Here is a 23,947-nt window from a genome sequence, read left to right as displayed (position 1 = left end):
CCACCCACCCCACCACCCTCCACGCCACCTTCCACCGCTACACCGAACACCACACCCCCACCTACATCACCAGCACAAGCCACAACGACAACGACAACGACCAAACCCCCACCACCCACATCACCGCACACCAAAACAACACCACCGTCTTCACCGCACAACTCACCACCCACACCCCCACCACCACCTAAACCAACCGGCAACGTGACACGGCAGCCCCCGCGGCAGGACGGCTACGGCACCCCCGACCGGCAGACGACGACTCGTCAGCCGACGCCCCGCCCGTGCCTCTCCCCATACGGCTCCCGCGACTTGTACTTCTGGAGCTTTCCAGTCGCCGTACGCGCCAGCACCTTCCGGAACTCCGCTGAAGCCGGCACCTTGAAACCGGCAAGACGCTCCGTCTAGAACCGGCTCAGCTCGTCCTGCGTCACCCGCACGCCGGGAACAAGAACCACCAGCGCCCTCACGGTCTCGCCTCACATCTCATCAGGCACTCCGCTCACCACGACGTCGGCAACCCCGGATGACTGAACAGCCCGTCAACAGGGACGAGCAACTCGGGCTCACCCAACTCGGGACAGTCCGGGGCCTCCAGCAAATTCCCTTTGTGCTTACAACTTGCGATACCTGTCGTGGCCGTAGACGCTGTCGAGCCGCCGCAGGGGCTGGGTAATGGAGATCGCCGTCAGCACCTCGCAATCCCCATAGCGCCTCCGGCCGCCGCCCCGCGGCCGCGTCGACTCCTTCGTCACCACCCGCTGAAACATCTCCCGCACGCCGTCAGGCACCAACCGTTCAACCATGGGCACCCGCAGAAGTCACCGGACCCGTTGAGAAAGGTGATCTTTGCAGGACGTGGCGGCGGCCAGTTGTCCGTCACGACGCGCCCTCGACCGGAAGCTCCAGGTGCAGTTCGTAGCCGCCGTCGGCCGTTGGGCCGGAGGTGACGGTGCCCCCGAGGAGGGCGGCGCGCTGTCCCAGGCCGACCAGACCATGGTGCGCACTCGGCAGAGGGAGGGGAGGCCGGGTCGGTGCGGTATTGGTGACCGTGGCACGGATAGCGCCGCCCTCGTGGCGGATGCGAACTGTCGCGCTGGTCCCGGGGGCGTGCTTGCGTACATTGGTCAGCGCTTCTTGGACGGTGCGGTAGATGGCGCGCTGAACGGTGGGCGGAAGGCCGTCAGACACGTCGGTCTGCAGCTCGACCTGGATGCCACTGTTGTCGACCAGCCGTTCAAGGTCGGCCAGGGACGGCTGTGGTGTCAGCTCCGTGGGGCGGCCCCCGGAGGCGCGCAGGACGCTGACCATGTGCCGCAGTTCGTCCAGGGTCTGTACGCTCAGCCGCCGGATCGTGGCGGCGGCTTCCTTGGCTTCGGCGTCCCTGGTGCCGACCTGAAGGGCTCCGGCCCGCACCGCGATCAGACTGACCTGGTGGGAGACCACGTCATGCATCTCCCGGGCGAGCTGCGCCCGTTCCCTGGCCAGCACTGCCTGGGCGGTCAGCAGCCGCTTGTGGTCGCGCGCCTCGGAGATCTCGGCGAGCCGCTGCGACAGATCGCGCCGGGTCTGGACGAGTTGCCCCAGGAAGACCGGAGCGGCCGCCGTCGCCGCGGTGTAGCCCAATGTGACGATGGTCGAGGTGGCCGCGACGTTGAGGTGCAGTGACGGCCACGAGGTCATGTCGCAGATCGTGAATGTCGTCGCGCAGACCGCCAGCAGGGTGCGGTGTCGGGTGAATGAGGCGAGGGTGTACAGCGCGGCCAGCGCGGCGAAGACCGCGTCGGAGACCAGGACGGCGGGCAGAGTGAGCAGGAAGGTAAGCAGGGGCCGACGACGGCGTATGAGAAGGGAGAGGGCGGCAACCAGGGCGCAACTCAGGCGCAGCGGCTCGTCAATGTGGACCTTGACCCAGACGTCGATCAGCGAGGCTCCGACGAGGGTGGCGTCCAGCAGCGGGGCATGCAGGCGGCGAGGGATCATCCCCCCTCCTGGTCCCGCGGTGGTTTGAGCAGGCAAGCCCGTTCATCGAGCAGGGCTGCCTGGACGCGGCCGTCCACCTCGAGTTCGGTGAGGATGGCGCTCACATGGTCCGTGACCGTGCTCGTGCTCAGATGCATCCGTGTGGCGATGTCGGTGTTGGACAGTCCCTCGGTGATGAGGACGAGTACGGCGCGCTCGCGGTCAGTGAGTCGGGCGAGGCTGCGGGCAGCGGCTCCCTGGGGTCCGGCTTTCAGGTGGACGTCCACGACCGTCCGGGTGACCTTGGACGACAGTACGGTATCGCCGCCGGCCAGGGTCCGCACCGGGAACGGAAGCTGCTCGGGGTCGGCGTCCTCGAGCAGGAAGCCCGCGGCGCCCGAGCGCAGTGCCGTTGCCACGTATTCGTCCATGTCGAGTGTGGTGAGCATGGCCACCACCGGAGGGTGGGACAGCCGGCAGAGGCCGACCAGCACGGTGTGGCCGTCGACGTCCGGCATCCGGATGTCCAGGAGCACGACGTCAGGACACATCTCCCGCGTCGCCTGAAGCGCCTGGCTGCCAGGAACCGCCGCCGCGACCTCGATGTCCTGCGCCGCGTCGAGGATGTGCTGAAAACCCTTACGAATCAGGGCGTCGTCGTCGACCACCAATACTCGGATCACGGGTGCTCCACTCGCCATCGGACCACTGTCCGATTCGTACCATGCCGTGACACTCCCGGCGGTTTGAGTCACCGAATCCAGCCAGTCGGCGGGGGCTGCATCGGCCGGTCGGCGGGGGCGGTTCCGGACACCTGCCGGATGGTTGTGACGCACACCGTCCACGATCCTGGATCACATGTCGCACGTCGTAACAGAGGTCGCACCGTCCGAGGCGGCACCCGCTGTGAGGGCAGGTCCCGCCCCCTCTCTTACGGCGTCAACAGGACGGCTGATCGGCCTCGACCTGGCCCGCGGCCTGGCGGTGTTCGGCATGTACGCGGCCCACATCGGTCCCGACCCCTCGGTGGGCGGCCCGTTGGGCTGGTTGATGGAAGTGGCACGTGGCCGTTCCTCTGCCCTGTTCGCCCTGCTTGCCGGGTTCACCCTGGTCCTTCTCACTGGTCGGCCGCAGCCACGGACGGGGCGAGCCGGGCGGCAGGCCATGGGCCGGGTGCTGATCCGCTGCGCCGTCCTGGTTGCCCTGGGATATGCCCTGACCTGCCTTGACACCTCGGTCGACGTGATCCTTGCCGCTTACGGAATGGTCTTCCTCCTCGCCCTTCCGCTGTACCGGCTGCGGGCCGAAACCCTGGCCGTCATCGCCGCGGCGACCGCGCTCGTGCTGCCCCAAGTCCTGTATGTGCTTCGGGCTGCGGTCGAGGGCGGAAGCTGGGCCGATGCCGTCATCGCCCATGACCCGCTGGCCCGGATCACCGATTCGGACGGGATCGTTGAACTGTTCATCACCGGCGCGTACCCGGTACTGACCTGGCTGCCCTTCGTCATCGCCGGAATGGCGGTGGGCCGGCTCGACCTCGCCAGGCCCGGCATACGCGCCAAGGTCGCTCTCGTCGGCAGCGCACTGGCCCTACTCGGCTATGGCGGCTCTTGGCTGGCCCTGAACCTGGTCCCTGGCGCGCAGGCAGCCGTGAGCGCGACGGCGGATGGCGAGTCGGCCACATCGGCCTGGTGGTCCGACGCCGTGGGCGACCCCACCACGAGTACCCCGGACTGGCTGCTGGTGGCCGCGCCGCACAGCCAGACGACATGGTCGATCCTGGGCAACACCGGCGTCGGCCTCCTGGTCGTCGCCGCCTGCCTCATCGCCACGGACCGGTCGGCCCGCCTTCAGCGGCTTGCCACGCCCGTCATCGCGGTCGGCTCGGTCTCCCTGACCGCGTACGTCGGCCACATCGTCGCCATCAAGACCTTGGGCATCGACGACCTGCCGGCGTCCGCTGCCCTGCCGGCCCTGGCCTGCCTGGCCGCGGCCACCATGCTGCTGGCCGTCGCCTGGACGCGGGCCTTCCGGCGAGGACCACTGGAATACATGCTGCACGCCGCCACCACGCCCGCTCGCCTGATCAGCTAGCCGACTGTGGTCGGCCAAAGCCCTTCCAGGCCACAACCTCCGTCACCGATTCCGGGGCGCCCAAAGTTTCCGAAGGTCACACACCATCCGGCGCCACGCCGGCCCAGGAAAGAGGTAAGCCGATGTCGGTCCGCCTGACATTCATGTGCGCGACAGCCGGGGACACCAGCAGGAACGCAGTCTTCGGTGACGGTCTCCTCAGCGAGCGCGGCCTGCGCGAGGCACGCGTCGTCGGCGCAACACTCCCCTCGTACTCGCTGGCCATCCGGGCACCGTCGAACCGCTGTGCGCAGATCGCCGACGCTCTCGGCCTGAACGCCACGCTCGAACCCGCACTGCGCGACTTCGACTACGGCACGTGGCGCGGGCGCTCAGTCGGCGAGGTCACCGCGGACGACCCCTACGGGTACGGCGCCTGGCTTACAGACCCGGATGCCGCGCCACACGGAGGCGAGTCGGTACGCCAGCTCTGTCGCCGAACCGCCAACTGGCTGAGCAGAGTACCGCCTGGCACGGGTGACGCACTGGCCATCACCGAGGCGGCGATCATCCGGGCCGCGCTCGTCCATGCTCTGTCCGCACCGCCGACGGCCTTCTGGCATTTCGATGTACCACCCCTGTCGGCGGTCTCCCTCACATTGTGTGGTGACCACTGGAACGTCCGGCCCGGGCCCGTCACCCCTGGAGGAGTCAGCAGCAGTCACGCTGTTCCCAGGCCTTGTGTCGCTGCACGGAATCAGACGACGCTCCTGTGGGACGAGGCGGCGAGCCACGAGCGGTACGACCTCGTCGCCTGGGTGTGACCCGCGAGCAGCCGGAGCGCGACCGTCCCTGGGGACCCTCCGCCGTGCTCGTGCACACCAGTCTGGGTTTCGTGCAAGGGCGCGGCGGCCGGCTCGTCGCCCGGAGCAGGGAGTGGGTGGCACCGCGCCTGGAGGGCTCGCCTGGCCGTCGACCGGCCCGGGAGTCAGCCGTCCACGCCGCAGCCTGGCGGACGACTGTCATCAACGCAGCCCCTGTCGGGCGCCAGAAACGCCTTGTACAGCACCGGAGTTCCGTTCGATGCCCGCACCGAGATGATGGTCGAGCACTTGGACGCGCCCACGTGAGCTTCCGCGCCTGGTCCAACGGGGCCGAGATCCGCCGCTATGCGCTCGCACGCGAGGACGAGTTCGCAGCGCCCTATCGGCAGGTGCATCGGGCGATCTGCACCATGCCCTGGCCGCTGCGGTGCCACCCCGGTCAGTTCGCCTGAGCACCGTGGTCGTGGGGTGACCCCGGTGGGCGGCAGTGCCCACGCGATGGTGCCGTTCCAGGCCCAGGGTGCGGCGCAGGCGATTCTGGACGCGGCCGTGCTCGGCGACGCCCTCGCGGGTGCCACGTCGGCCGAGGCCTGCCACTTGGCGGACGGGCCTGAGTCCCAGACGCGGAACGCCCGCATGGCGGCGTACGGGGCCGAGGACGGGTTCAGTCCTCGCACGACCGCGTGGACGCTCGACGTCCTTGACGAGAAGGCGGCCTCGTGAACGGCCGCAGACATGACCAGCGGCCGACGCTCTCATCGTGGTGGTCACGACCGCGTGGACGCTCGACGTCCTTGACGAGAAGGCGGCCTCGTGAACGGCCGCAGACATGACCAGCGGCCGACGCTCTCATCGTGGTGGCGCCGTCCCGCGTTGATCGCTTCTTGGCGTCAAGCCGCCCCAGCGGGGGCCGCCTTCCGGTGGTACGGCACGTGCAGACGGCACTCCGGCCCAAGGCGCACCTCATCGGTCAGCGCGCGATGAAGGCCGACCATGTCGAAGATCGCGTCGGTGCCGTCGCTCGCCGGGCCGGCGCCTTTGTACGGCCGTCCGATCGCTCGCGCAGATGACGCGGCCAGCCTCTGCCGACCAGCCGCACCCGCGGCTCGGTCCCCTGCCGATACGGTGCCGAGCGGCAGCCTCGGGCAAGGGCTCGACCACCACCGGGACCTCGGGGGCGAGGCCACGAGCTCCGGGCACCGGTTGCCTGCTGGTCCGCGATCGTTGAGAGAGACCGTGCAGGACCTTGCCGCCGGGCGACGCCGAAGCATGGACCGAGATGACGTCGAGGAACTCGAAGCCGCCCTGCAAGAGTTGGCCCGCCGCTCCTCAAACCTACGACTTCCTCACGAGTGGAAGACGACGCGAAGACACCACGCATGCCCCGCCATAAAATGGGCACGGCTTGCTGGCATGAGCGTCACGAATATGCCAGCCTTTATTCCCGGCCTGGAACTCTCCCGCCGCTTCTACACCGAAGCAGTACGCCCCCTGCTGGAGGAAGCCTCCCCCGGAATCCCTCACTCCGCAGCACGCCTGGGCAGCGGCTCCGAGGTGCTCGGTTTCGACACCCCACGTTCCGCCGACCACGAATGGGGACCCCGCCTCCAGCTCTTCCTCCGCCGCCAGGACGTCTCCCGGCACGCGGGGCGCATCAGACACGTACTCGCCGAGCACCTCCCGAAGACCTTCCACGGCTACCCCACCCACTTCGCCGCCACCGGCGACGGCGACGTCCGCATCATGCGGGCCACCGACCGCCCCGTCCACCACCGCGTCGAAGTCACCCACCTCTCGGGCTGGTTCACCGACGCACTCGGCTTCGACCCCTCCTCCGGCATCACCCCGACGGACTGGCTCGCCACCCCCACCCAGCTGCTCGCCGAAGTCACCGGCGGAGCCGTCTTCCACGACGGCCTCGGTGAACTCGCTCCCTTACGAACGGCCCTCCGCTGGTACCCGCACGACCTCTGGCTCCATGTCCTGTCCTGCCAGTGGCAGCGCATATCCCAGGAGGAGGCCTTCGTCGGCCGCTGCGGCGAGGTCGGCGACGAGCTCGGATCCGCCCTGGTCGCCGCCCGCCTCGTGCGCGAGCTGATGCGCCTGTGCCTCCTCATGGACCGCCGCTATCCGCCCTACAGCAAGTGGCTCGGCAGCGCGTTCGCCCGCACCCCCATGGGCTCTCGCCTCACCCCTGACCTCACCGCCGCCCTCGCCGCCACCGACTGGCGGGACCGTGAGCGGCATCTGGCGCACGCCTACGAGACGGTCGCGGGCCTGCACAACCAACTGGGCCTGACCGACCGCGTCGACCCCGCCACCCGCCCGTACCACTCCCGTCCCTTCCAGGTCCTGCGCGCCGACCGTTTCACCAAGGCCCTCACGGCCCGCATCACGGACCAGACGCTTCGCGATCTGCTGCCCGTCGGTTCCGTGGACCAGTTCCTCGACAGCACCGACGTCCTGAGCCGCCCGAAACTGACCCGCGCGGCAAGCCACACCGTGCGAAAGTCCAGGTCGGAGTGGACCTGACCTGGGCTTCCGAGCCAGCAGCGGGCCGCCGCAGCCGGCCCAGGGAGTCGACGAGGAAGTTCAGGAGCATGATCCGGCCTGCGCTCCGACCGCCCGGCTGTGGCATTTCGATGACCGGCTCCGTTTCCGCAGGCTCGACGCCGCGCCGCCTGAACTACCGCCGTTCGGGAGCCAGTTGGCCTGCCTGGGCATCGCGCAGGTCACGGACGCCACCCTGGACCTGCCCCTCCGTGCGAGTGGCGCGCCGAGCGTCGGGCCGTACAAACGCGTCCTCGCGGGCTCCGGACTCCTGGATTTCGACGTGCTCGTGGGCCGCGTCCGTACGGCCCACGGCACAGGCCGCGCGGTGGCCGTGCGCTGTGTGATGTGCGAGGCCCTCGTTGTCCAACGCGCCGGATCTGGTCCTGCAACAAGCACGTCCAATCGTCTTTCCTTGCCATGCTCCGCAGGAGTCCGCTTCCTCTTCGCACTGAAGGGCGGAGTATCCACGGAGGGATCGGATGACTCAGCAGCGAACCGATGGGGCGCGCCGTCCGCCGACGCGGACAACGCCTACGTGGAGGCACTCCGTGAGCGGCTGACGGCCGACGGACGCGAGTCACCATGTACCGGGGCAGCGTCGCATACAGCGGGATGTTCACGAGTCACGTCCCGGAAAAGGCGTCACTGTATTTCCCCTGAGTACTCCCCTGAGGCGATCGCCAGGCCCACGGCCCGGGCCGACGGCTCCATTCCCGTGACCGTCGTTGTCGATGCCTCCAGGCCGAGACCGAGAGTGCCGGACGTGGACTCGATGATCCAGGCACCGGCTACGACGCCCGACGGATACGGAAAGTCAGACGTTCGGTCCGCGGGTTGCGGCCGATCGCGATGAACAGACCTCACGCCCGGTCGTGGGGCGGTGGACCCCTCCGCCGTCCGTCTCTTCATCAACCGTACGAGTGCTCTGCGCCGGTCGGCGGTGAGACGCCTCAGAAGGGTCCCCTTGTCGTTCCGCCCCGGGCCACCTCGTCGCTTCCGCGAGGTCTGCTCACGTGATGGGCGACGTGGTCCTGCTGACCCATTGGGACAGCGTGAGCTGCGTGGTCAGGTTCCCTCGGCGTGGCCCGCGGTGGCGGGGCGTCGCGTGGCTGCGCCCTGGCCGGGTGGCAGCGTGCGTTCGCGTGTTTCGGCCCTTGCCGCAGGCCAGGGCGTCGCGGAGAAGAGACAGGTGTGCGGGCACGGCTGCGAGGCGGTCGTACTCGTCCCGGCATGTGTTGCAGGCTGCCAGGTGAGCCCGCACCGTGCTTGCCTCATTGGCTGCGAGGGTCTCGCGTTCGTTTGCGGCCAGAAGTTCACGGATCGCGCGGCATTGCTCGGCGGCCGTCTTCTCGTCGGACTTCGTCAGGCAGTGGGCTTCGGTCATGGCGAAACCTCCATTCAGGGTTCCACCTTGGCCCAGGAGCGGCCCTCAGCGCGTCGTCCCCACGCAGCGACTTCCGGCTACCACGGCTGCAGTACGCGGCACGTCGGCCTGCGGCCGGGGCAGAAGGTGGACGCACCGCGCCGGCGATCACGCGGGTTGCTGAGACTGATCTGCTTCCGCAGCCGGGCTGACCAGCCCGCACTGGTAGGCGATGACCACGAGCTGGGCGCGGTCACGGGCCGCCAGCTTGGTCATGGCCCGGTTGACGTGGGTCTTGGCGGTCAGCGGGCTGACGAACAGACGCTCGGCGATCTCGTCGTTGGACAGGCCCAGTGCGACGAGGCTCGTGACGTCGCGTTCCCGCGGCGTCAAGCTCTCCAGCCGCTCATGTACGGCTGCCGGGCATGGGTCCGGCTGGGCCAGGAAACGAGTGATCAGTGCTCGCGTCGCCGACGGGGACAGCAGCGCCTCGCCGTCCGCGACCGTGCGGACGGCATCGAGGAGTTCCTCGGGCCGCGCACCCTTGCCGAGAAAGCCGCTCGCACCCGCACGCAGTGCGTCGGCGACGTGCTCGTCGTCTTCGAAGGTGGTCAGGATGAGCACTTTCACACTTGCGAGGTCCTCGGACTCGGTGATGAGCCGTGTCGCCTCGAGGCCGTCCATCTCCGGCATGCGGATGTCCATCAGGACCACGTCCGGGCGCTGTGAGCCGGCCAGCTCGACCGCCTCACGGCCGTTGGACGCCTCGGCCACGGTCTCCATGTCATCCGTGGCGTCGAACAGCATACGGAAAGTGCCCCGCAGCAGGGCCTGGTCATCGGCAAGCAGTACGCGAATCGTCATGCTCATGCCTCCGATTCCCTGCCGGACTGGGGCGCAGCGGGAGTTCCGCGGTCACTGAGAAACCGCCCTCGGGGCGCGGTCCGGCATACAGCGTGCCCCCTATCGTGGAAGCCCGCTCACGCATCCCGATCAGCCCGTGACCGGCCCCCGGGTGAGGATCGTGCGGTCCGGCGCACCCGTCGTCCTCGACGGTGATCGTCAGCCGTTCACAGTGGTAGTGCAGGAACAGCCGGGCATGGTCGGCCCCGGCGTGCTTGCGCACATTGGTCAAGGACTCCTGCACGATGCGGTATGCCGCCAGGTCGACCGCCGGCTCCAGCGGTTCGGTGGTGCCCCGCCGCGTGTGGCTCACGGCCAGCCCGGCGCGTTCGAACGACGCCAGAAGTGCTGGTACCTGCGCAAGGCCCGGCATCGGGTCGCGGAGCGCGACCGGCTCGTCGGACTGCCGCAGCAGGCCTACGGTCACCCGTAGTTCGTCCAGCGCGGAGCGGCTGGTGTCCCGGATGTTCTCCAGAGCCGTCAGGATTTGTTCCGGGCGCTGGTCCACCAGGTGGACGGCGACGCCTGCCTGAGCGTTGATCAAGGCGATGTGGTGCGCGACGATGTCGTGCAGCTCGCGTGCGATCCGGACGCGTTCGGCCGCCACTCGCTGCTGTGCTTCCTGCTCGCGGGTGCGCTCGGCGTGCTCCGCCCTTTCCACCACGGCCGCCACGTAGGCGCGCCGTGAGCGCAGTCCGTCCCCGACGGCGGCCGGCAAGGCCGTCCAGGCCACCATCGCAGCCTTGTCCGGGTCCAGCCACGAATTCGAGGTCCACACCGCGTCGGCGCCTACCAGGACGGCGGCCGAAACAGCTGCCGCGGTCCAGGCGGTACGCCGGTCGGTCCGCAGGGCCACGTTGTAGATGGACGCCAGAACCGGGCTTGTCACCAGCGGGCTCTCCCGAAAGCCGAGCATCTGAAACATCACCCCGCAGCCAATGGTGATGGCCAGTACTCCGAACGGGTGACGGCGCCGCCAGAGCAACGCCGAGCAGCCGACGGCGGCCAGCACCACGGCGGACCAGCGCAACACGAACTCGTGCTCGTGCGGGTCGACCGAGGCAGCTACGACCGACAGCACGCACAGCACAGCCACGCCCAAGGCGTCGACCGCGCGGCTACGGGCTCGCCCTCGCCGCCTCCAACCGTTGAGCACCGTCATGTCATCACCGTAGGGTCGATGGCCGGGTCGGGCATCGTTTCACCGCGGCAGGGGGCGCCCCGGGACGCCATTGCCTGATCCGCAGAATCCGGCTCCGTCCCCGCGGGACTTGGCCGGGCTCGGGGACGGACCGATGCCGAGCGAGAACTCATCGACGCCCGCTGATACTGCAACGGTGCTTGTTCTGAGTGTGCCTCGGCCGCTACCTGCACCGTGCGCCAGGAGACCGAAGCCTTGTCGCCCCCAGAACCTGCTGACGGTTACCTGTTCCCTGGTGTGCCATCCGGGGCACCGGGGCCTGGACGGCATCTTCCAGTCAGACGGCCTGGAGCACTTCACCCAGTGCGCGGCTGCTGCTCAGGGCGAGAGGAACGAGCCGCAGTTCCTCCCGAACTCATCGACATCGTTCACGCTGAGATCGCCCGCCCGCCCCACCATGGGCGGCCTTCTTCCCTCGTCGCTCAGGGCGAGCGGCGGGCCTGTACGGCTGGGGCGGGTTGGACGGCTGCGCCGCTTCCCACTGAAGCGCGGCAGCGACCGGCCCGCACGCGTAGGTCATACAGGTGACGCATGTCGCCGACGAAGGCCGGCCACACCTACACCCGCCCGGGGCGACCTCGTCGTAGAAATCGTGGCGGCGGCACGGACAGCCTGGACGCGGGCAGACAGGCGTCTTCAGCCACGATCCTGAGCGGATCCGCGCGGTCCGCATGACCACACCGCTCGGCGACGCGTCACCCTTCGGCCACCACGGCATGTCCGGCAGGCGCCGATGGGGACTGCCTTGATGTCTCGCGCGGCGAGCTGCTGTACAGCCGCGGTCCATAGGCGGCAGCCAGTTAGCCCACCTGGCGGGATGTAGCTGTGCCGATCAACGGTCCACGAGGTCTCCTGTGCTTCCATCGCGCAAGGAGGCATATGACATGGCTGACAAGCGACAGCAGGACACCCGCTCCCGACTCACCACGTCCCGGCGCCATGTGCCGGCCGCGGCGACCCTTGTGCCCGTACTCACCAGTGTGCCTGCCGGGGCCCGCGCCCTGTCCGCCGGGCCGGAGGCCCACTCCCGGGCCGAACCTGCAATGACCGAACTGGCGGACCGGACGGACGTGGGCGAGGCTCTCGGCCCGCCCGGTGACCTGAGTCGGTTCATGCACCACACGCGCTTGCCGCGCCGGGGCCTCACGGCCTTCTCTCGCGGCATCCGGATCAACCGTGCGCTAGTCCTGGGCACGCACCTGTCCTTCGTCCGCTACGTGGACCACAGCACGCTTTTGATGGGCGACGCCGCGGTCACCGAGCGCGAAGTGCAGCATTTCGGATGTCCGCCGCGAGACCGTCGCCGACGGCCCTGTGAGCCTGCCTCCGGGACCGGGCTCCACCGCCTCCGTCAACTTCCAGCCGCTCGGCGGCGGAAGGGCCGCACTCAGCGGTGACCCGGTCATGATCGGCAAGGAGGTCCGCCCCGCCCTCGTGGCCCTGCCGCGCGGTGGCGTCGAACTCGTCGAGAGGTACCACCACAACCGCACCGACGAGCCACGCCTGTTCTTCGTCCACTACTGGGCCGTCGGCGATGCCGTCACCCTCGCCAAGGCCATTCGCCGGGCTGTGGACACCACCAACGTCGTACCCATGCCCGGAGGAGCCGCCTGATGACCGCGGACAACGAGACAAACATCTGCCCGTTCGACTTCAGCGAAGCCCTGGAGTTCGACCCTGCGCTCGCGGACCTGATGGACCGCGATTCCCCTGCACGTATCCGGCTTCCCTACGGCGACACGGACGTCTGGCTGATCACCGGCTTCGACTCCGTCAAGCAGGTGACCACCGATCACCGGCTCAGCCGGGCCGCCATCATCGGCCACGACTACCCCCGGCTGACTCCGGAGCCCATCGTCTCGCCCGAATCGATCAACGTGATGGACCCGCCGCACAGCAGCCGCGTCCGCCGGCTGGCGTCGCAGGCCTTCACCCAGCAGCAGGTCGACGGGATGCGGAGCCGGATCACCTGGCTCGCGGACGTCCTGCTGGACAAGATGGAGGAGGACGGCTCGCCGGCGGACCTGGTTCAGCACCTCTCCGACCCGCTTCCCCAGGACACCATCCTGGACCTCCTCGGCGTCGAACGGGAGGACTGGCCCCAGATGCAGGAGTCCGTGCGCCAGCTGCTCGTCGTCGGCGCGGACAGCAAAGAGGCCGCGGCGAGCGCCAAGGCCGATCTGACGGCCTACTTCGCCAAACTCGTCGAGCAGCGCCGGAACTCCCCCGGCAAGGACCTCATCAGCGCGATGGCCGCAGCGCGGGACGGCGAGGACCAGCTCGACGACAGGGAACTGGCGGTCATGGCACTGACGCTGACACTCAGCGGCCAGGACACGGCGACATGCCAGATCAGCAACATCGCATACCTGCTCCTGACGCGTCCCGAGCTGATGGAACACGTCAGGCGTCGGCCGGAGACCCTGACTGACGTCCTGCAGGAGTTGCTCCGCCACATCCCGTTCCGCAAGGGGGTCGGTATCCCCCGAATGGCCCTGGAGGACGTGGAGCTGGACGGCGTACGGATCCGGGCGGGCGACTTCGTCCACGTGTCGTACCTGACGGCCAACCGTGACCCGAAGCGCTTCCCGGACCCGCACGTCCTCGACCCCGACCGGCCGTACCAGACGCACATGACGTTCGGCTGGGGCGGACACCGGTGCATCGCGGTGCCCTTGGCCATGGCGGAGCTGGAAGTGGCGATCGGGCGCCTCTTGGAGCGCTTCCCCAGGCTGCGACTTGCCGTGCCGCCGGAGGAAGTGCGGTGGGACACGGAGACGATCCGGCGGTTCCCGCTGGAGCTGCCGGTGACTTGGTAGGAACGCCTGAATCGCGCCGGGCCTGATGGGGTAGTGCATCGGCTCGCTCGGTCGATGCGAGCCCTTCAGGTGGGGGCACGGGGACGACGTCCAGGCTGTCCGTGCTGCTCACAGGCGTCAGCAGCACGATCCGGCACGGAGGTGGCTGCGCCGCCCCGTTGCCCTGCACAGTCATGAACTCCGTGAGGCCACAGCACTGTGGTAACAGCACTTCGCGGGACGCGACCTCAGCGCGTGCCTGCCGGTCACGTCTCACGGCGTGCCGGCAGGCACGCGCCGTAGTGGCAGCAGCATCCTCGTCCACCCCTCGTACGAGCACCTGCCCCGGGCTCAACGGCGGGGGCGAGTAGCTGGCCGATGAGGGCGGGCGACCGCTGACGCTCGTTCAGAGTTCCCCTGTCCGAGTGAGACGCACCCTGTACGGCAACTCGCGGAGCGTGCGCGGCCCCACGATGCGTGTTCCGCGTGCTCGAAACAGGACACACTCTCCACGGAGCGGCCCGGTCGGCGTGAGCGGGCCGCCAACCTCGGCGGCGAGTCCGCGTGCGCGGTCTACTACGTCGTCCGCGGCCGTTGCCGGCGCGAATGGGTGGAGCAGTCATACACCTTGCCGCAGTACCAGCGGTCCGGCCGGCGCGGGACTCGCCCTTCTCCGTGCCGAAACGACCTGAATCGCCTGCGGCGTCGCCCACCGTGCGGCCTCCGAGTGAGATCGTGTGCTACGTGACCCGCGGCTTGGTTCCGTCGGGCAACCGGGCGCACCCGTTGCGACCGTTCGCGAAGGTCCGCAGTCGCGTGCCGGCGAGGTCGCGCTGCTCGACGAGCGCCTGGGCCTGCCGGTCAAGTCCGGGGCCGGGGATCATGGTGCCGGGGCGACTCTGCCCGAAGCCCCCGGTGTCACCGGCGCCGATACCCATATGCGCGTCGTACAGCGGCAGCACCATCTCCCGCAGAAGGGCGAAGAGCTCGGTGTCGGGCATTCCGTCGTAGGCCTATGGGCGGTATCGCTCCCTGTTCGCCCCGTGAGCCCCCTGGTTTCCTTGACCGGTGAGTTCCTGCTGAGCACGGTCGCGCCTTCCTGTTCGCCTTGTCAGCTCCGGAAATCATGATCTTCGACGCGGTCTCGGCGTGGTGTCCGGCTGACCGGCCCAACCGCACGGGTGCAAACCCCACCCCAACGTCGTTGGCAAGCCACATGGCTGCGGCCCACCCAACGTCACTTGCACATCGAAGCGCCCGGATCCCGGCGCGCCCAGGGGCGTATCCACAGACGTTGTCCAACGTGGTGCAGCTCGGGATGCCGTGGGTACGGCGGTCAGTCGCCGGCAGGCGGTTCGGGCTTGCCCTCTCAGGCCCGGAAGGAGCCTGCGGTGGTCCGGATACCCAGGGGCCCGAACTCGTCGAAGGCCAAGACCCGGTCCGGGATGCGTTCCAGCAGCTACCCGACACGGTCAAGCTTGGCGTCGCGGGCACCGTAAGGCCTCACGGCCGATGCGGATCACGCGTCCGTGGACGCGGCGCAGCCAGGCGGTGAGTTTGCGGATCGACCGACGAGTGAAGAGCCGGCCGAGTTTGGTCGGGCGGGCGATAGCCGTCCCGATGACGAAGTCCTCGTCGTCATCGCTGAGCAAGCGGGGACGGCCTGAACGAGTACGGTGATGCGGGTGGTGCTGCACCGTTTCGTGGGCGAGGAAATCGGTGGCACCTCGTGAGGTGAGCCGTTAACTTCCGCCTGGGCGCAGTGAAGTACGAGACTCGACGGCGAAGGGAAGCAATGCGTGGAGACTGAAGGCGTGCGGACCGACCGTTTGGGCTTGCTGCTCGACCAGTTCGACCAGGCCAGGGAGATGGCCCAGGTGCGGCTGACGGGGCTCGGCGACGAGGAGTACCTGTGGGAGCCGGTGCCTGGTTGCTGGTCGATCCGGCGCCGGGGCGAGGCGGCGACGCCCAGGGCGTTCGGGCCGGGCGAGTGGGTGCTCGACTTGGGCGAGGCGGACATCCCGGCGAGCGAGTACGCCGAGGTTGCCCGGCAGGCCGCCGGCGGCATGACCATCGCCAAGATCGCCGATGACTGGAGCGTGAGTACCGAGCGGGTCGAGCAGATCCTCGCCCACAGCGGTATGCCGGAGCCCGACTCAGCGCCGGTCTCGACCATCGCGTGGCGGCTGGGGCACCTGCACTTCCACTTCGCGGGGGGATGGGAGTGGACCTTCGGTGACCGTCGGCAGGAACCGAAAACGCTGGTCGACTTCACTCCCTCCGCCGCCGTGGCACTCGAGCGGTTCTGGGCGCTGATCGACCGCTGGCGCGACAGTGTCGCCGCCCTCACCGACGAGCAGCTCGACAAGGTCGGCTTCTCGCAGTACCCGTACGCCTCCGACCCCGACGACCCATACATTGCCGTGCTGTCCGGGGCCAACCTCGAATTCATCCATCACATGGCCGAGATCGCATTGCTCCGCGACCTGTGGCGGGCCCGCTTCACCACTCCCGGGTAGGCCCGTGAGCGGTTCGTAACCTCCCACGTGCGCTTGCCAGTCGAGCTGACAGGACAGCGAATCCCCTGGTAGACGGGTTTTCGATCAAGAAACCCGTCTCCACCGGGGACTTCGTGTGCTCGTCCACCCGCCCGGCAGCGACGTTCCAGCTCCACCCTGCGCTTGGTGTCCGCCCACCTGTTCGTCCGTCACCGCGACCGTGGCACCCGTATGGCACCGCCTGACCACCGGCCGCGAGACCCCGCTCGCTCGCCCTGGCCAGCTGCGCTGCGGCCACACCTACCTCCAGCTCGCCACCGGGTTCGACATCGAGGTACCACCGCCTGCCGGTGTATCGGCGAGGCCGTCGACGTTCTCACGACCCTGGTGCCGACCTGTCAGGGCGCCGTCCGAACGGCACGCGCGAAGGCTTAGGTCATCCTCGCGACGGCACCCTGTTGTCGGTTCAGGCGGGCGGCGTCCTGTTCGGGCGTCTTGGCCCGGGCGGCCTCTCGCACAACACCGTGGCGGCCCCCGGAGTCGTCATACCGAACTCGGCAGCTCATCAGCCGCTCGGCGAGGCGGTGGGCCGGCAGGTCGAACGCGCCCGAGGAGGGCACACCTACGCGGGCGTGGCCGAACCGGCCCAGCAGCGGGAGGGTCCTGGAAGCGCCCGCTCGTACAATCTCCAGCTTTCCGTCACGGCGGGAGGGTGAGGAAGACTCCTGCGAGCAATTGACGCTCTATGGCATCAAGCCGGCGTACACAGCGGGCTTCTCGCCTCTCTGTCTGTCGACGGCGGCAGCGGTGCAGCTGTAGCTGCATGGCGGCCCGTTCCGGCTGATGATCATCGATTTCGTGGCTGTGGCCTGGAACAACGACCGGTGGCGGGTAGCGGCGCAGGCGCGAGAGGCAGGTCAAAGCGATGTCTCGGCCAGGTGCTGCCTGATCGCGGGGCATCAGCCCAGTACGACCTCGCCCGCGTGGACGGCACGCATGGCGCGCTCGACAGTCTCCTGGTTTTCGCTGACCGGAGCCACGTACCCGATGACGTCGCGCGCGGCGTCCTCCCCGAGCGTCCGGGTGATCACCCATGTGGCGAGATACTGGGACGCCAGACAACCGCCCGCTGTGGCGATGTTCCCCTCTGCGTGGAACGGCGCGTCCAGCACGGTGACATCGCAGGCTTCGACAAAGGGCCGGCTCTTCATGTCCGTGCAAACCGGCATGCCGCCCAGCAGACCGAGCCGCGCAAGCACCAGTGCGCCGGAGCACTGTGAACCGATCAGCTGTCGCGAAGGGTCGAGTGGCAGCCTGGAGATCAGCCGGTCGTCGGCGACCACGTCTCGCGTCTTCACTCCGCTGCCGATCAGCACGACGTCGGCTTCGGTCACGAACTCCATCGGGCGCTGCCCGGTCACCTCGACGCCGTTCATCGATGTGACCACCGTCGTCGGCGTCGTGATGAAGGCCTCCAAGCCGTCCTTACGGCACCGGTTGATCAGCGCGGAAGCGATGAAGCTGTCGAGCTCGTTGAACCCGTCGAAGGTGACCACGGCTACCTGCATCACCACTCCTTCAAGTACGGCATCGGATCGTCAGTCTGCCTGGCGCACCGTTCCGGAGCGAGAGCCAATCAGCGGCTGGTGGCATGCCTACCGCCCCTCTGCGTCTCGGGTTCCGGCCTGAGTACGGTACTTACTGTCCCGCCGACCTGCTGACGTGACGTCCCGAGGCTCTCCAGGCTCAACTCGGCGAGAGCCCAATCCTGCTCGCCCTCATCAGTGGGCAGGTGTGCCGCACAAGAGCCAGCGCGGGATCTCTCGCGTCGGCGCCTTTCCATAAGTCGACGATTCCGTCCGCGAGGTGCTCGCGCAGTTCTGTCCGATCCCATGTCCAGCCCGTACGAGCCCTGGCTGCCACCAGCTCAAGGCGCGCTCGCTCGGACACAAAGTACCGATTGACCAGGGCCGATGTAACACCTGCATCGTCCGCGATCTCCTGAAGGGTTACCGGCCCGTTTCGGTGAACCGTCGCGACGCTGCGCGGAGAATGCCGTCGCGCGTCCATGCCGAGTCCTTGATGCGCCTCGTGTCACGGCCCTTCGAACGAGTGGCTCGGGTCGCCCGTTTCGTCTCTCGCGATCCGGCCCCACCCATATCGACGAGTCCCCCATACCCTTGCCGGCGCGCCCGAGTCGAGGATGGCCTTGGACGGCTTTGGCAGCCCGGACCGTCTTCGCCTCGATCACAAGTACCGTCACGCACGCGAGGCCTTCTCCAAATTCTGCTGCTTGGTCGCTGCTGATCTTGGAAGACCTCGCTCCGTCTCTGGACCAGGTCGCCGATTTCGGGGGCGCCGCTGAACCGGCCCGCATTCAGGTGCAGCGCGTACACGGTCGCGCTGGTGATCAACTGCCAGTCGGGGAAGACCTCGCGGGCCCGCGGGTGAGTGAACAGGATCCGCGGCATGCTGGTCTCCCCCTTGGAGGGGGCAGGAGGGCGTCGGCGATGGTGTTGGTGTTGGTGTTGGTGTTGGTGTTGGTGGCCAGGATGCCGAACGCCGGACCCATGACGCAGGCCGCGGCCGTCGGGAAGGCGTCGAGCAGCCGTAGCAGGGCGGGGTGTACTTGGTCGCGGAAGCTGTCGGCCTTCGTGCGGGGGTTGATGCCGGCGAGGCGGAACAGATGAGTGCGCGCATCGGCGCCCAGGCGCAGTGCCCTGCCGAGCGCGTCGACGACCTGCGGTGAGGGGTTGGTTTCGCGGCCCTGTCCAGGCGGATGTAGTCGTCGGCGCTCACGCCCGCCAGCACGGCGACCTCGTCCCGGCACAGGCCCTTCACCCTGCGGGTGCCGCCGCCGACGGGCAGCCCGACGTCGGAACGGTTCCAGGCGGGAACGGCTGGCGCGCAGGAAGTCGCCGAGTACGTTGGCAGGCGCGTTCCGCATGTGACCGACAGGACCGCGCGGACGGCTGCCCGCACCTGTGAGCCGCCGTTGACGACTCCCGCGAACCGACACGCCCGGCCCGTCGATCAGTCGGGTGTCTCGGCCGGCTCGGCCGGCTCGGAGTCGTCGGTCGGCGCGGACCGCTCGATGTCCTGGTCAGCCGCGGCCCAGTCGGCCAACAGGTTCAGGTCCTCTTGCGAAGGTGACCCGGGCTCGGCGGTGTGTGTGAGAAGGCTCTGGCCCGCGGCGGCCCCCAGGGCTCGCCCAGGCCCAGGCATCCCGCGGACTGGGCGGCAACCTGGCATACGACGACACCCCGCGGTAGGGGGACGGACCCGGATCCAGGACCAGTCGATCGGGCTGGTGCGGGCGATGACGGACTGAGGTCCGCTGTGGCCACTGAAGTTGGTTGCCCTACAGCAGGGATCCTGCGGCGTTGACGCGAATGTCCTTCAGCCGCTTGGCGTACTGAGTGGTCAACATGGCGAGGTGGTGCTCTGGGACCGCGAGCAAGAGTGGGTCGAAATGCGACCGAGCGCCCGTTACGCCCTACCGCCGAGATCCCCGCGCCCGATCTGACTGTCGACTTCGCCTCGGTCGAGGAACTGCGCCGAGTTGTCCGCGCAATTCCGACAGGACGGCATCCGCGTGGAGCCGGCGGCCGCCGGGATCGCACTCCGCCGTCGGCGGAACGATTCGGGCGGTCGCTTCACACTGTCACTGACTTTCCCCGCAACGTAGCGAGTACATTTCGAAGGCGTTTCCGGCGGTGTGCCGAACTTGGGATTTGGTCAAGAATGGGATTCAACCCTTGTCGCCCGTCGGGACACCGACACACCATGTGCCGAACATATCGACGCTTATCTGCAGGAGGCCCGGGTGTCCGCTGGTCTGTCCAAAATCGAGGTGGACACCACCACCCTCGCAGCGGAGTCCGAGCGGAACAAACTCCGCAAACACTTCGGCCGCTTCGACATCCTGTTCTTCCTGGTCTGCACCCTCGTCGGCCTCGACACCATCGGTACGGTGGCCGCCTCCGGAGCGGAGGCGTTCACCTGGCTGATCGTGCTGGCCGTCATCTTTTTCGTGCCGTCAGCACTGCTCACCGCGGAACTGGGCACGGCCTTCGCGGAGGAGGGCGGCCCGTACATCTGGACCAGCCGGGCCTTCGGGCGGCTGGCCGGAGCGGTCAACAACTTCCTCTACTGGGTGACCAATCCGGTCTGGCTCGGCGGCACTCTCTCCGTCTCGGCCGTCGCCGCGTTCACCACCTTCTTCAATGACGGCAAGGACCTGAGCACCCCCGCCTTCTACGTCTTCACCCTGATATTCATCTGGGTGGGCGTGCTCGCGGCGATCCTCTCCTTCGATGTCGGCAAGTGGATCCCCACCGCCGGGGCGTGGTCCCGTTTCGTGCTGCTCGGCCTGTTCACGCTCACCGTGGTCATCTACGCCTTCAAGCACGGCCTGCACGGTTTCGGCTTCGGCGACTTCTCCCCGACGTATGCCGGCTTCGTCGGCCTGGTCCCCGTCCTGATGTTCAACTACGTCGGCTTCGAATTGCCCAACACCGCGGGCGACGAGATGACCGACGCGCAGAAGGACATCCCGTACGGCATCTTCCGCGCCGCCGGGCTCGGCGTGCTGCTGTACGGCCTGCCGATTCTCGGCATCCTGCTGGTCCTCCCGGTCAAGGCCATCACCGGTCTCGGCGGCTTCCTCGACGCCATCCGCCAGGTTTTCACCGTCTACGGCGGCCACGTCGCCTCCGACGGCACGGTCACCCTCAGCGGGGCCGGGACCGTGCTCGGCGATCTGGCCGCAGTGATGTTCATCCTGACCGTGCTCTCCTCGGGCGTCACCTGGATCATGGGCTCGGACCGTGCGCTGGCGGTCTCCGGGTACGACGGCGCCGCGCCCCGCGGCCTGGGTGTGATCTCCGAGCGGTTCGGCACGCCGGTCCGGGTCAACCTGCTCAGCGGAGTGCTCTCCACCGGCGTGCTGATCCTGGCCCACCAGCTCACCGGTGGTGACGCGGGCAAGCTCTTCGGCGCCGTGCTCGGACTCGCCGTCTCCACGACACTCATCAGCTACCTCGGCATCTTCCCGGCGCTGCCGGTGCTCCGCCGCAAGTACCCGCAGGTGGAGCGTGCCTACCGGGCTCCCGCTGCCTGGCCGATCACGATCGTGCTGACGCTGCTGATCCTGTTCGCCTCGGTGCAACTGCTGGTCCCGGGCGCGCCCTTCGACTGGTTCAGCTCGGACTTCCGACCGGACGGCTGGAGCTACAGCGAGCGCTGGACCTATCTGCTGACGGAGGCGGTGCCACTGGCCGTCTTCATCGTCACGGGCGTGATCTTCTGGGCACTGGGCGCACCGACTCGCGCCAAGACCAAGAAGACGGCCGCCGCAGGGCTGACCCAGGATTGAGCGCCCGCTCGCCGACGCGGCCGTGATCTCGTTCCAGCGTCAGTGGCAGGCCGTGGCATTGGTGCTGGTGGCGGCGTCGCCACCAGCACCAATGCAGACGGCGGCCTCGTACTCGATCAACGGCACCAGGTCGATCCCGGCAAGGAAACGCCAAAGGGCGGAGTGTGCCTGCCGGGTGGCGGCTGCCAGCTCCACGATCCGCGCACCGCGTTCGCGTCGTTGCTCAGGAGGTCCTGCGCGTCGTTGACGCGATGGTGCGCGTATCCGGTGGTGTCGCGGTCCAGGAGCTGGATGGTTCCGTCGCCAAAGTCGGTTGGCGGGGCGGAGGTGCACGCAGCGCGTGTCGCACCGGAGCTGGTTCCCGCGAGTGGCGGAGCCGTTGCCGATGCGGCCCTAGATCGCGGCTGGCGGCAGGTGGCGCCCTTCTTCGGGATTTCGAAGTCCGCGGCCGAGCACGTCCTGGACCACTTGGCACCGTTGCTGGCGATCTCACCAGCCCGCCGGCCACGCAAGGACACCGTGTACATCTTCGACGGCACGCAGGTGCCCATCCGGGACCGGAAACCGCAACGGCTGCCGGGCATTTGCCGGTTATCAGGGCACGGGCGCACTCATCCCCCAGCGCAGACGCCCTGGGCAGAGGCGTCTGGGCCCGAAGCAGGAGGCAGAAAGCAGGATGCATCTTCCGCCTACGGAGATCGCCGTGCATCCCACGGACGGCCCGGAGACACAGGAGCTCTATCTGATGTGCGACGACATCGACGCAACCGTGAAGAGCCTGACCGCGAAGGGAGTGGAGTTCACACAGCCAGTCACCGACGCGCGCTGGGGGCGGCTGACCAGGTTCCGTCTGCCGGGCGGCGGTGAGGTGGGCTTGTACGAGCCCCGCCATGAGCGGGCGACCGACCTGTGAGGCATCCCGGCACGCGGGATTCAATTCCCGAACTCACCCACGCGCAGTGGGCGCGCATCGACGCGGTCGCCGTCGCACTCGGCAGCCGGGCGCGCGAGGACCTGACCGAAGCCGACGGTCCCGCGGGAACGAGACTTGACGGCCTTCGTCCGCGCCGCCGACGCTGTTCTTCGGATACGTGACCGGCCGTTTCCGCCCGTGGCAGCGGCTGAGTAGCTGAAATCGGGCGGGTCGGTGAACGCGACGACATCGGGCTGGCGATCGCCACCTTGGTCTCCAAGGAAAGTCACTGGATCACTGCCCAGAACATCGAGGCTTCCGACGGACAGAACCTCTGAAGCCTGTCCAGACGGTTATGTCCGCAGCCAGACGACCAGGACAGCTGCGGAGCCGTTTCCTCGCGCGTCGACGTCGACTCCGTCATCCCGGGTCACAAGGTGGCACACGGCGCCACGAGGCGGGATGTGTACGTGATGGATGGCTTGAGGTACACACGCGGACCCCGAGTGGGTCCGCGTCCAGGACGACAAGGCGAACATTGGGGTGACTCCGTACGCCTTGAGCGCCATGGCCTCATCTATGCCGAAGTCCTCGGTCAAGAGAGCCACTTGGGGGCCGGCGACTCCTTCGCGGCAGGGAGTCGGTCAGCGCCCTGTGTCAGATGCCCTGCCGATCGTCACTGCGGCTGGCGCAGTCCGGCGATGAGGAGGCCGACCAGTCGCCGTGCGTCGTAGCGCGGATCACTGTCCGCACCGACGCAGAGGTTGCCCACGCCTCGCATCAGCTCAAGACCCTCAAGGCCGGAGCGGATCTCGCCTCGATCGGCCGCGGCGTCGAGCAGTTCGTCGCACACGGGGACGAGCCGGTCGAGGAAGTAGGCGTGCAGCGTGTCGAAACCGGCGTTGTCGGGCTGCAGCACGGCAGCGAGTCCGTGCTTGGTGACCAAGAAGTCGACGAAGAGGTCGATCCACTGCCCCAGCGCGGCGTAAGGAGTGGCGCAGCTCGCCAGTAGGGCCGGGCCGGCCTCGGCGCAGGCGTCGACCTGGTGACGGTAGACCGCGATGATGAGATCCGCCCGTGTCGGGAAGTGCCGGTAGATCGTGCCCATGCCGACGCCGGCCTTGGCCGCGATGTCGCGTACCGGCGCCTCTACACCCGAGGCGACGAAGACTGCGGCGGCCGCATCCAGCAAGGTCTGTCGATTACGCCGGGCGTCCTTGCGCATGGATCCCGCTGCGCTTCCCGTGCTCTGACCGCTGTCGTTCACCGCGGAAATCCTTCCCTGAGACTTGCGAAGCGGAACGGTGCTCCGTATCATCTTCGGAGCGAGGTTCCGTTTCGTGCATTGTGGCAGAACCCAGGACCGGCACCCAAGCCGTCCGCCGCCGACACGCTCCGCCCGGCGAAAGACACGTACTTGTCGATACCTGACATCGACATCGCTGCGCGCGAGAAGCGCTCCTCGTTCCCCGCCCGAGCCGG

At 68.3% G+C, this 23,947-nt stretch carries 23 protein-coding genes and 4 pseudogenes; 13 read left to right on the top strand and 14 right to left on the bottom strand.

Features of this window, described 5'->3' with window-relative positions; all coding sequences use genetic code 11:
* Nucleotides 1–191, top strand: a pseudogene (locus ABZ656_RS28445) (transcriptional regulator); the annotation flags it as partial.
* Nucleotides 192–879: 688 nt separating this feature from the next.
* On the opposite strand, the gene ABZ656_RS28440 reads toward ABZ656_RS28445, so the two are convergent.
* Both ABZ656_RS28440 and ABZ656_RS28435 read right to left on the bottom strand, forming a co-directional pair.
* Nucleotides 880–1,983, bottom strand: a complete 1,104-nt coding sequence (locus ABZ656_RS28440; RefSeq protein ID WP_101403161.1) for a histidine kinase — start codon at nt 1,981–1,983, stop codon at nt 880–882.
* Entirely contained in the window at nt 1,980–2,645 is a 666-nt protein-coding gene (locus ABZ656_RS28435; RefSeq protein WP_101403160.1) for a response regulator transcription factor, read from the bottom strand. Before ABZ656_RS28435 ends, ABZ656_RS28440 begins: the two co-directional genes overlap by 4 nt.
* Nucleotides 2,646–2,820: 175 nt before the next feature.
* Here ABZ656_RS28435 and ABZ656_RS28430 point away from each other — a divergent pair, with 175 nt between their 5' ends.
* The 5 genes from ABZ656_RS28430 to ABZ656_RS28410 all read left to right on the top strand — a co-directional run bounded on the left by ABZ656_RS28430 (nt 2,821) and on the right by ABZ656_RS28410 (nt 7,391).
* Complete coding sequence (locus tag ABZ656_RS28430; RefSeq protein WP_360271292.1) at nt 2,821–4,056, top strand: DUF418 domain-containing protein; 1,236 nt, start codon at nt 2,821–2,823, stop codon at nt 4,054–4,056.
* A 122-nt stretch (nt 4,057–4,178) separates the two neighbouring features.
* On the top strand, nt 4,179–4,859 hold the full coding sequence (locus ABZ656_RS28425; RefSeq protein ID WP_360271290.1) for a histidine phosphatase family protein: 681 nt from the start codon (nt 4,179–4,181) through the stop codon (nt 4,857–4,859).
* 302 nt (nt 4,860–5,161) lie between these two features.
* On the top strand, nt 5,162–5,311 hold the full coding sequence (locus ABZ656_RS28420) for a hypothetical protein (protein ID WP_180362286.1): 150 nt from the start codon (nt 5,162–5,164) through the stop codon (nt 5,309–5,311).
* Between the two features lie 25 nt (nt 5,312–5,336).
* Nucleotides 5,337–5,582, top strand: coding sequence for a hypothetical protein (locus ABZ656_RS28415; RefSeq protein ID WP_129592217.1), 246 nt, complete (start codon nt 5,337–5,339; stop codon nt 5,580–5,582).
* Nucleotides 5,583–6,287: 705 nt separating this feature from the next.
* The gene (locus tag ABZ656_RS28410; RefSeq protein WP_360271288.1) at nt 6,288–7,391 is read left to right on the top strand and encodes a DUF4037 domain-containing protein; all 1,104 of its coding nucleotides are present in this window, start codon (nt 6,288–6,290) and stop codon (nt 7,389–7,391) included.
* 154 nt (nt 7,392–7,545) lie between these two features.
* On the opposite strand, the gene ABZ656_RS28405 is transcribed toward ABZ656_RS28410, so the two are convergent.
* From ABZ656_RS28405 to ABZ656_RS28390, 4 genes are all read right to left on the bottom strand, one after another.
* Nucleotides 7,546–7,779 carry a hypothetical protein gene (locus ABZ656_RS28405; RefSeq protein WP_101403156.1) on the bottom strand — a complete coding sequence of 78 codons (234 nt, stop codon included), beginning with the start codon at nt 7,777–7,779 and terminating at the stop codon, nt 7,546–7,548.
* Between the two features lie 642 nt (nt 7,780–8,421).
* Nucleotides 8,422–8,796, bottom strand: a complete 375-nt coding sequence (locus tag ABZ656_RS28400; RefSeq protein WP_360271286.1) for a zf-HC2 domain-containing protein — start codon at nt 8,794–8,796, stop codon at nt 8,422–8,424.
* A 147-nt stretch (nt 8,797–8,943) separates the two neighbouring features.
* Nucleotides 8,944–9,639, bottom strand: coding sequence for a response regulator transcription factor (locus tag ABZ656_RS28395; RefSeq protein ID WP_101403154.1), 696 nt, complete (start codon nt 9,637–9,639; stop codon nt 8,944–8,946).
* Complete coding sequence (locus ABZ656_RS28390; RefSeq protein WP_360271284.1) at nt 9,611–10,840, bottom strand: sensor histidine kinase; 1,230 nt, start codon at nt 10,838–10,840, stop codon at nt 9,611–9,613. Before ABZ656_RS28390 ends, ABZ656_RS28395 begins: the two co-directional genes overlap by 29 nt.
* 923 nt (nt 10,841–11,763) lie before the next feature.
* Here ABZ656_RS28390 and ABZ656_RS28385 point away from each other — a divergent pair.
* The 3 genes from ABZ656_RS28385 to ABZ656_RS28375 are packed head-to-tail and all read left to right on the top strand — an operon-like array spanning nt 11,764 to nt 13,698.
* A complete protein-coding gene (locus ABZ656_RS28385) occupies nt 11,764–12,276 on the top strand; it encodes a DUF1259 domain-containing protein (RefSeq protein WP_360271282.1) in 513 nt (170 codons plus the stop codon).
* Nucleotides 12,194–12,493 carry a DUF1259 domain-containing protein gene (locus ABZ656_RS28380; protein ID WP_360271280.1) on the top strand — a complete coding sequence of 100 codons (300 nt, stop codon included), beginning with the start codon at nt 12,194–12,196 and terminating at the stop codon, nt 12,491–12,493. Before ABZ656_RS28385 ends, ABZ656_RS28380 begins: the two co-directional genes overlap by 83 nt.
* A complete protein-coding gene (locus ABZ656_RS28375; RefSeq protein WP_101403153.1) occupies nt 12,493–13,698 on the top strand; it encodes a cytochrome P450 in 1,206 nt (401 codons plus the stop codon). Before ABZ656_RS28380 ends, ABZ656_RS28375 begins: the two co-directional genes overlap by 1 nt.
* Before the next feature lie 719 nt (nt 13,699–14,417).
* Here ABZ656_RS28375 and ABZ656_RS28370 read toward each other — a convergent pair.
* Together ABZ656_RS28370 and ABZ656_RS28365 are read right to left on the bottom strand one after the other, a co-directional pair.
* Nucleotides 14,418–14,678: a hypothetical protein gene (locus ABZ656_RS28370; RefSeq protein ID WP_101403152.1), complete on the bottom strand. Its 261-nt coding sequence runs from the start codon at nt 14,676–14,678 to the stop codon at nt 14,418–14,420.
* A gap of 371 nt (nt 14,679–15,049) precedes the next feature.
* Nucleotides 15,050–15,341: pseudogene (locus ABZ656_RS28365) on the bottom strand (IS630 family transposase); the annotation flags it as partial.
* A 135-nt stretch (nt 15,342–15,476) separates the two neighbouring features.
* Here ABZ656_RS28365 and ABZ656_RS28360 point away from each other — a divergent pair.
* The gene (locus ABZ656_RS28360) at nt 15,477–16,196 is read left to right on the top strand and encodes a DinB family protein (protein WP_101403151.1); all 720 of its coding nucleotides are present in this window, start codon (nt 15,477–15,479) and stop codon (nt 16,194–16,196) included.
* A 542-nt stretch (nt 16,197–16,738) separates the two neighbouring features.
* On the opposite strand, the pseudogene ABZ656_RS28355 reads toward ABZ656_RS28360, so the two are convergent.
* The 4 genes and pseudogenes from ABZ656_RS28355 to ABZ656_RS28340 form a co-directional block, all read right to left on the bottom strand.
* Nucleotides 16,739–16,867, bottom strand: a pseudogene (locus ABZ656_RS28355) (allophanate hydrolase subunit 2 family protein); the annotation flags it as partial.
* A gap of 267 nt (nt 16,868–17,134) precedes the next feature.
* Entirely contained in the window at nt 17,135–17,743 is a 609-nt protein-coding gene (locus ABZ656_RS28350; RefSeq protein ID WP_101403149.1) for a DJ-1/PfpI family protein, read from the bottom strand.
* A gap of 441 nt (nt 17,744–18,184) precedes the next feature.
* Nucleotides 18,185–18,646 (bottom strand): hypothetical protein, encoded by a 462-nt coding sequence (locus ABZ656_RS28345; protein WP_360271277.1) that lies wholly within the window; start codon nt 18,644–18,646, stop codon nt 18,185–18,187.
* Nucleotides 18,586–19,005, bottom strand: coding sequence for a hypothetical protein (locus tag ABZ656_RS28340; protein ID WP_360271275.1), 420 nt, complete (start codon nt 19,003–19,005; stop codon nt 18,586–18,588). Before ABZ656_RS28340 ends, ABZ656_RS28345 begins: the two co-directional genes overlap by 61 nt.
* Before the next feature lie 996 nt (nt 19,006–20,001).
* Here ABZ656_RS28340 and ABZ656_RS28335 point away from each other — a divergent pair.
* Nucleotides 20,002–21,552 carry an APC family permease gene (locus tag ABZ656_RS28335; protein ID WP_360271273.1) on the top strand — a complete coding sequence of 517 codons (1,551 nt, stop codon included), beginning with the start codon at nt 20,002–20,004 and terminating at the stop codon, nt 21,550–21,552.
* Nucleotides 21,553–21,591: 39 nt separating this feature from the next.
* Here ABZ656_RS28335 and ABZ656_RS28330 read toward each other — a convergent pair whose 3' ends face one another.
* The gene (locus ABZ656_RS28330) at nt 21,592–21,747 is read right to left on the bottom strand and encodes a hypothetical protein (protein WP_360271271.1); all 156 of its coding nucleotides are present in this window, start codon (nt 21,745–21,747) and stop codon (nt 21,592–21,594) included.
* A 213-nt stretch (nt 21,748–21,960) separates the two neighbouring features.
* Here ABZ656_RS28330 and ABZ656_RS28325 point away from each other — a divergent pair.
* Together ABZ656_RS28325 and ABZ656_RS28320 are read left to right on the top strand one after the other, a co-directional pair.
* A pseudogene (locus ABZ656_RS28325) lies at nt 21,961–22,110 on the top strand (IS5/IS1182 family transposase); the annotation flags it as partial.
* A 118-nt stretch (nt 22,111–22,228) separates the two neighbouring features.
* Entirely contained in the window at nt 22,229–22,465 is a 237-nt protein-coding gene (locus tag ABZ656_RS28320) for a VOC family protein (protein WP_180361947.1), read from the top strand.
* A gap of 676 nt (nt 22,466–23,141) precedes the next feature.
* Here ABZ656_RS28320 and ABZ656_RS28315 read toward each other — a convergent pair.
* The gene (locus tag ABZ656_RS28315) at nt 23,142–23,690 is read right to left on the bottom strand and encodes a helix-turn-helix domain-containing protein (RefSeq protein ID WP_360271295.1); all 549 of its coding nucleotides are present in this window, start codon (nt 23,688–23,690) and stop codon (nt 23,142–23,144) included.
* Nucleotides 23,691–23,947: the final 257 nt, after the last annotated feature.

Origin of the sequence: Streptomyces sp. NPDC007095 (assembly GCF_040634475.1) — a bacterium.
Classification (GTDB): Bacteria; Actinomycetota; Actinomycetes; order Streptomycetales; family Streptomycetaceae; genus Streptomyces.
This window is presented reverse-complemented; position numbering and strand designations above follow the sequence as displayed.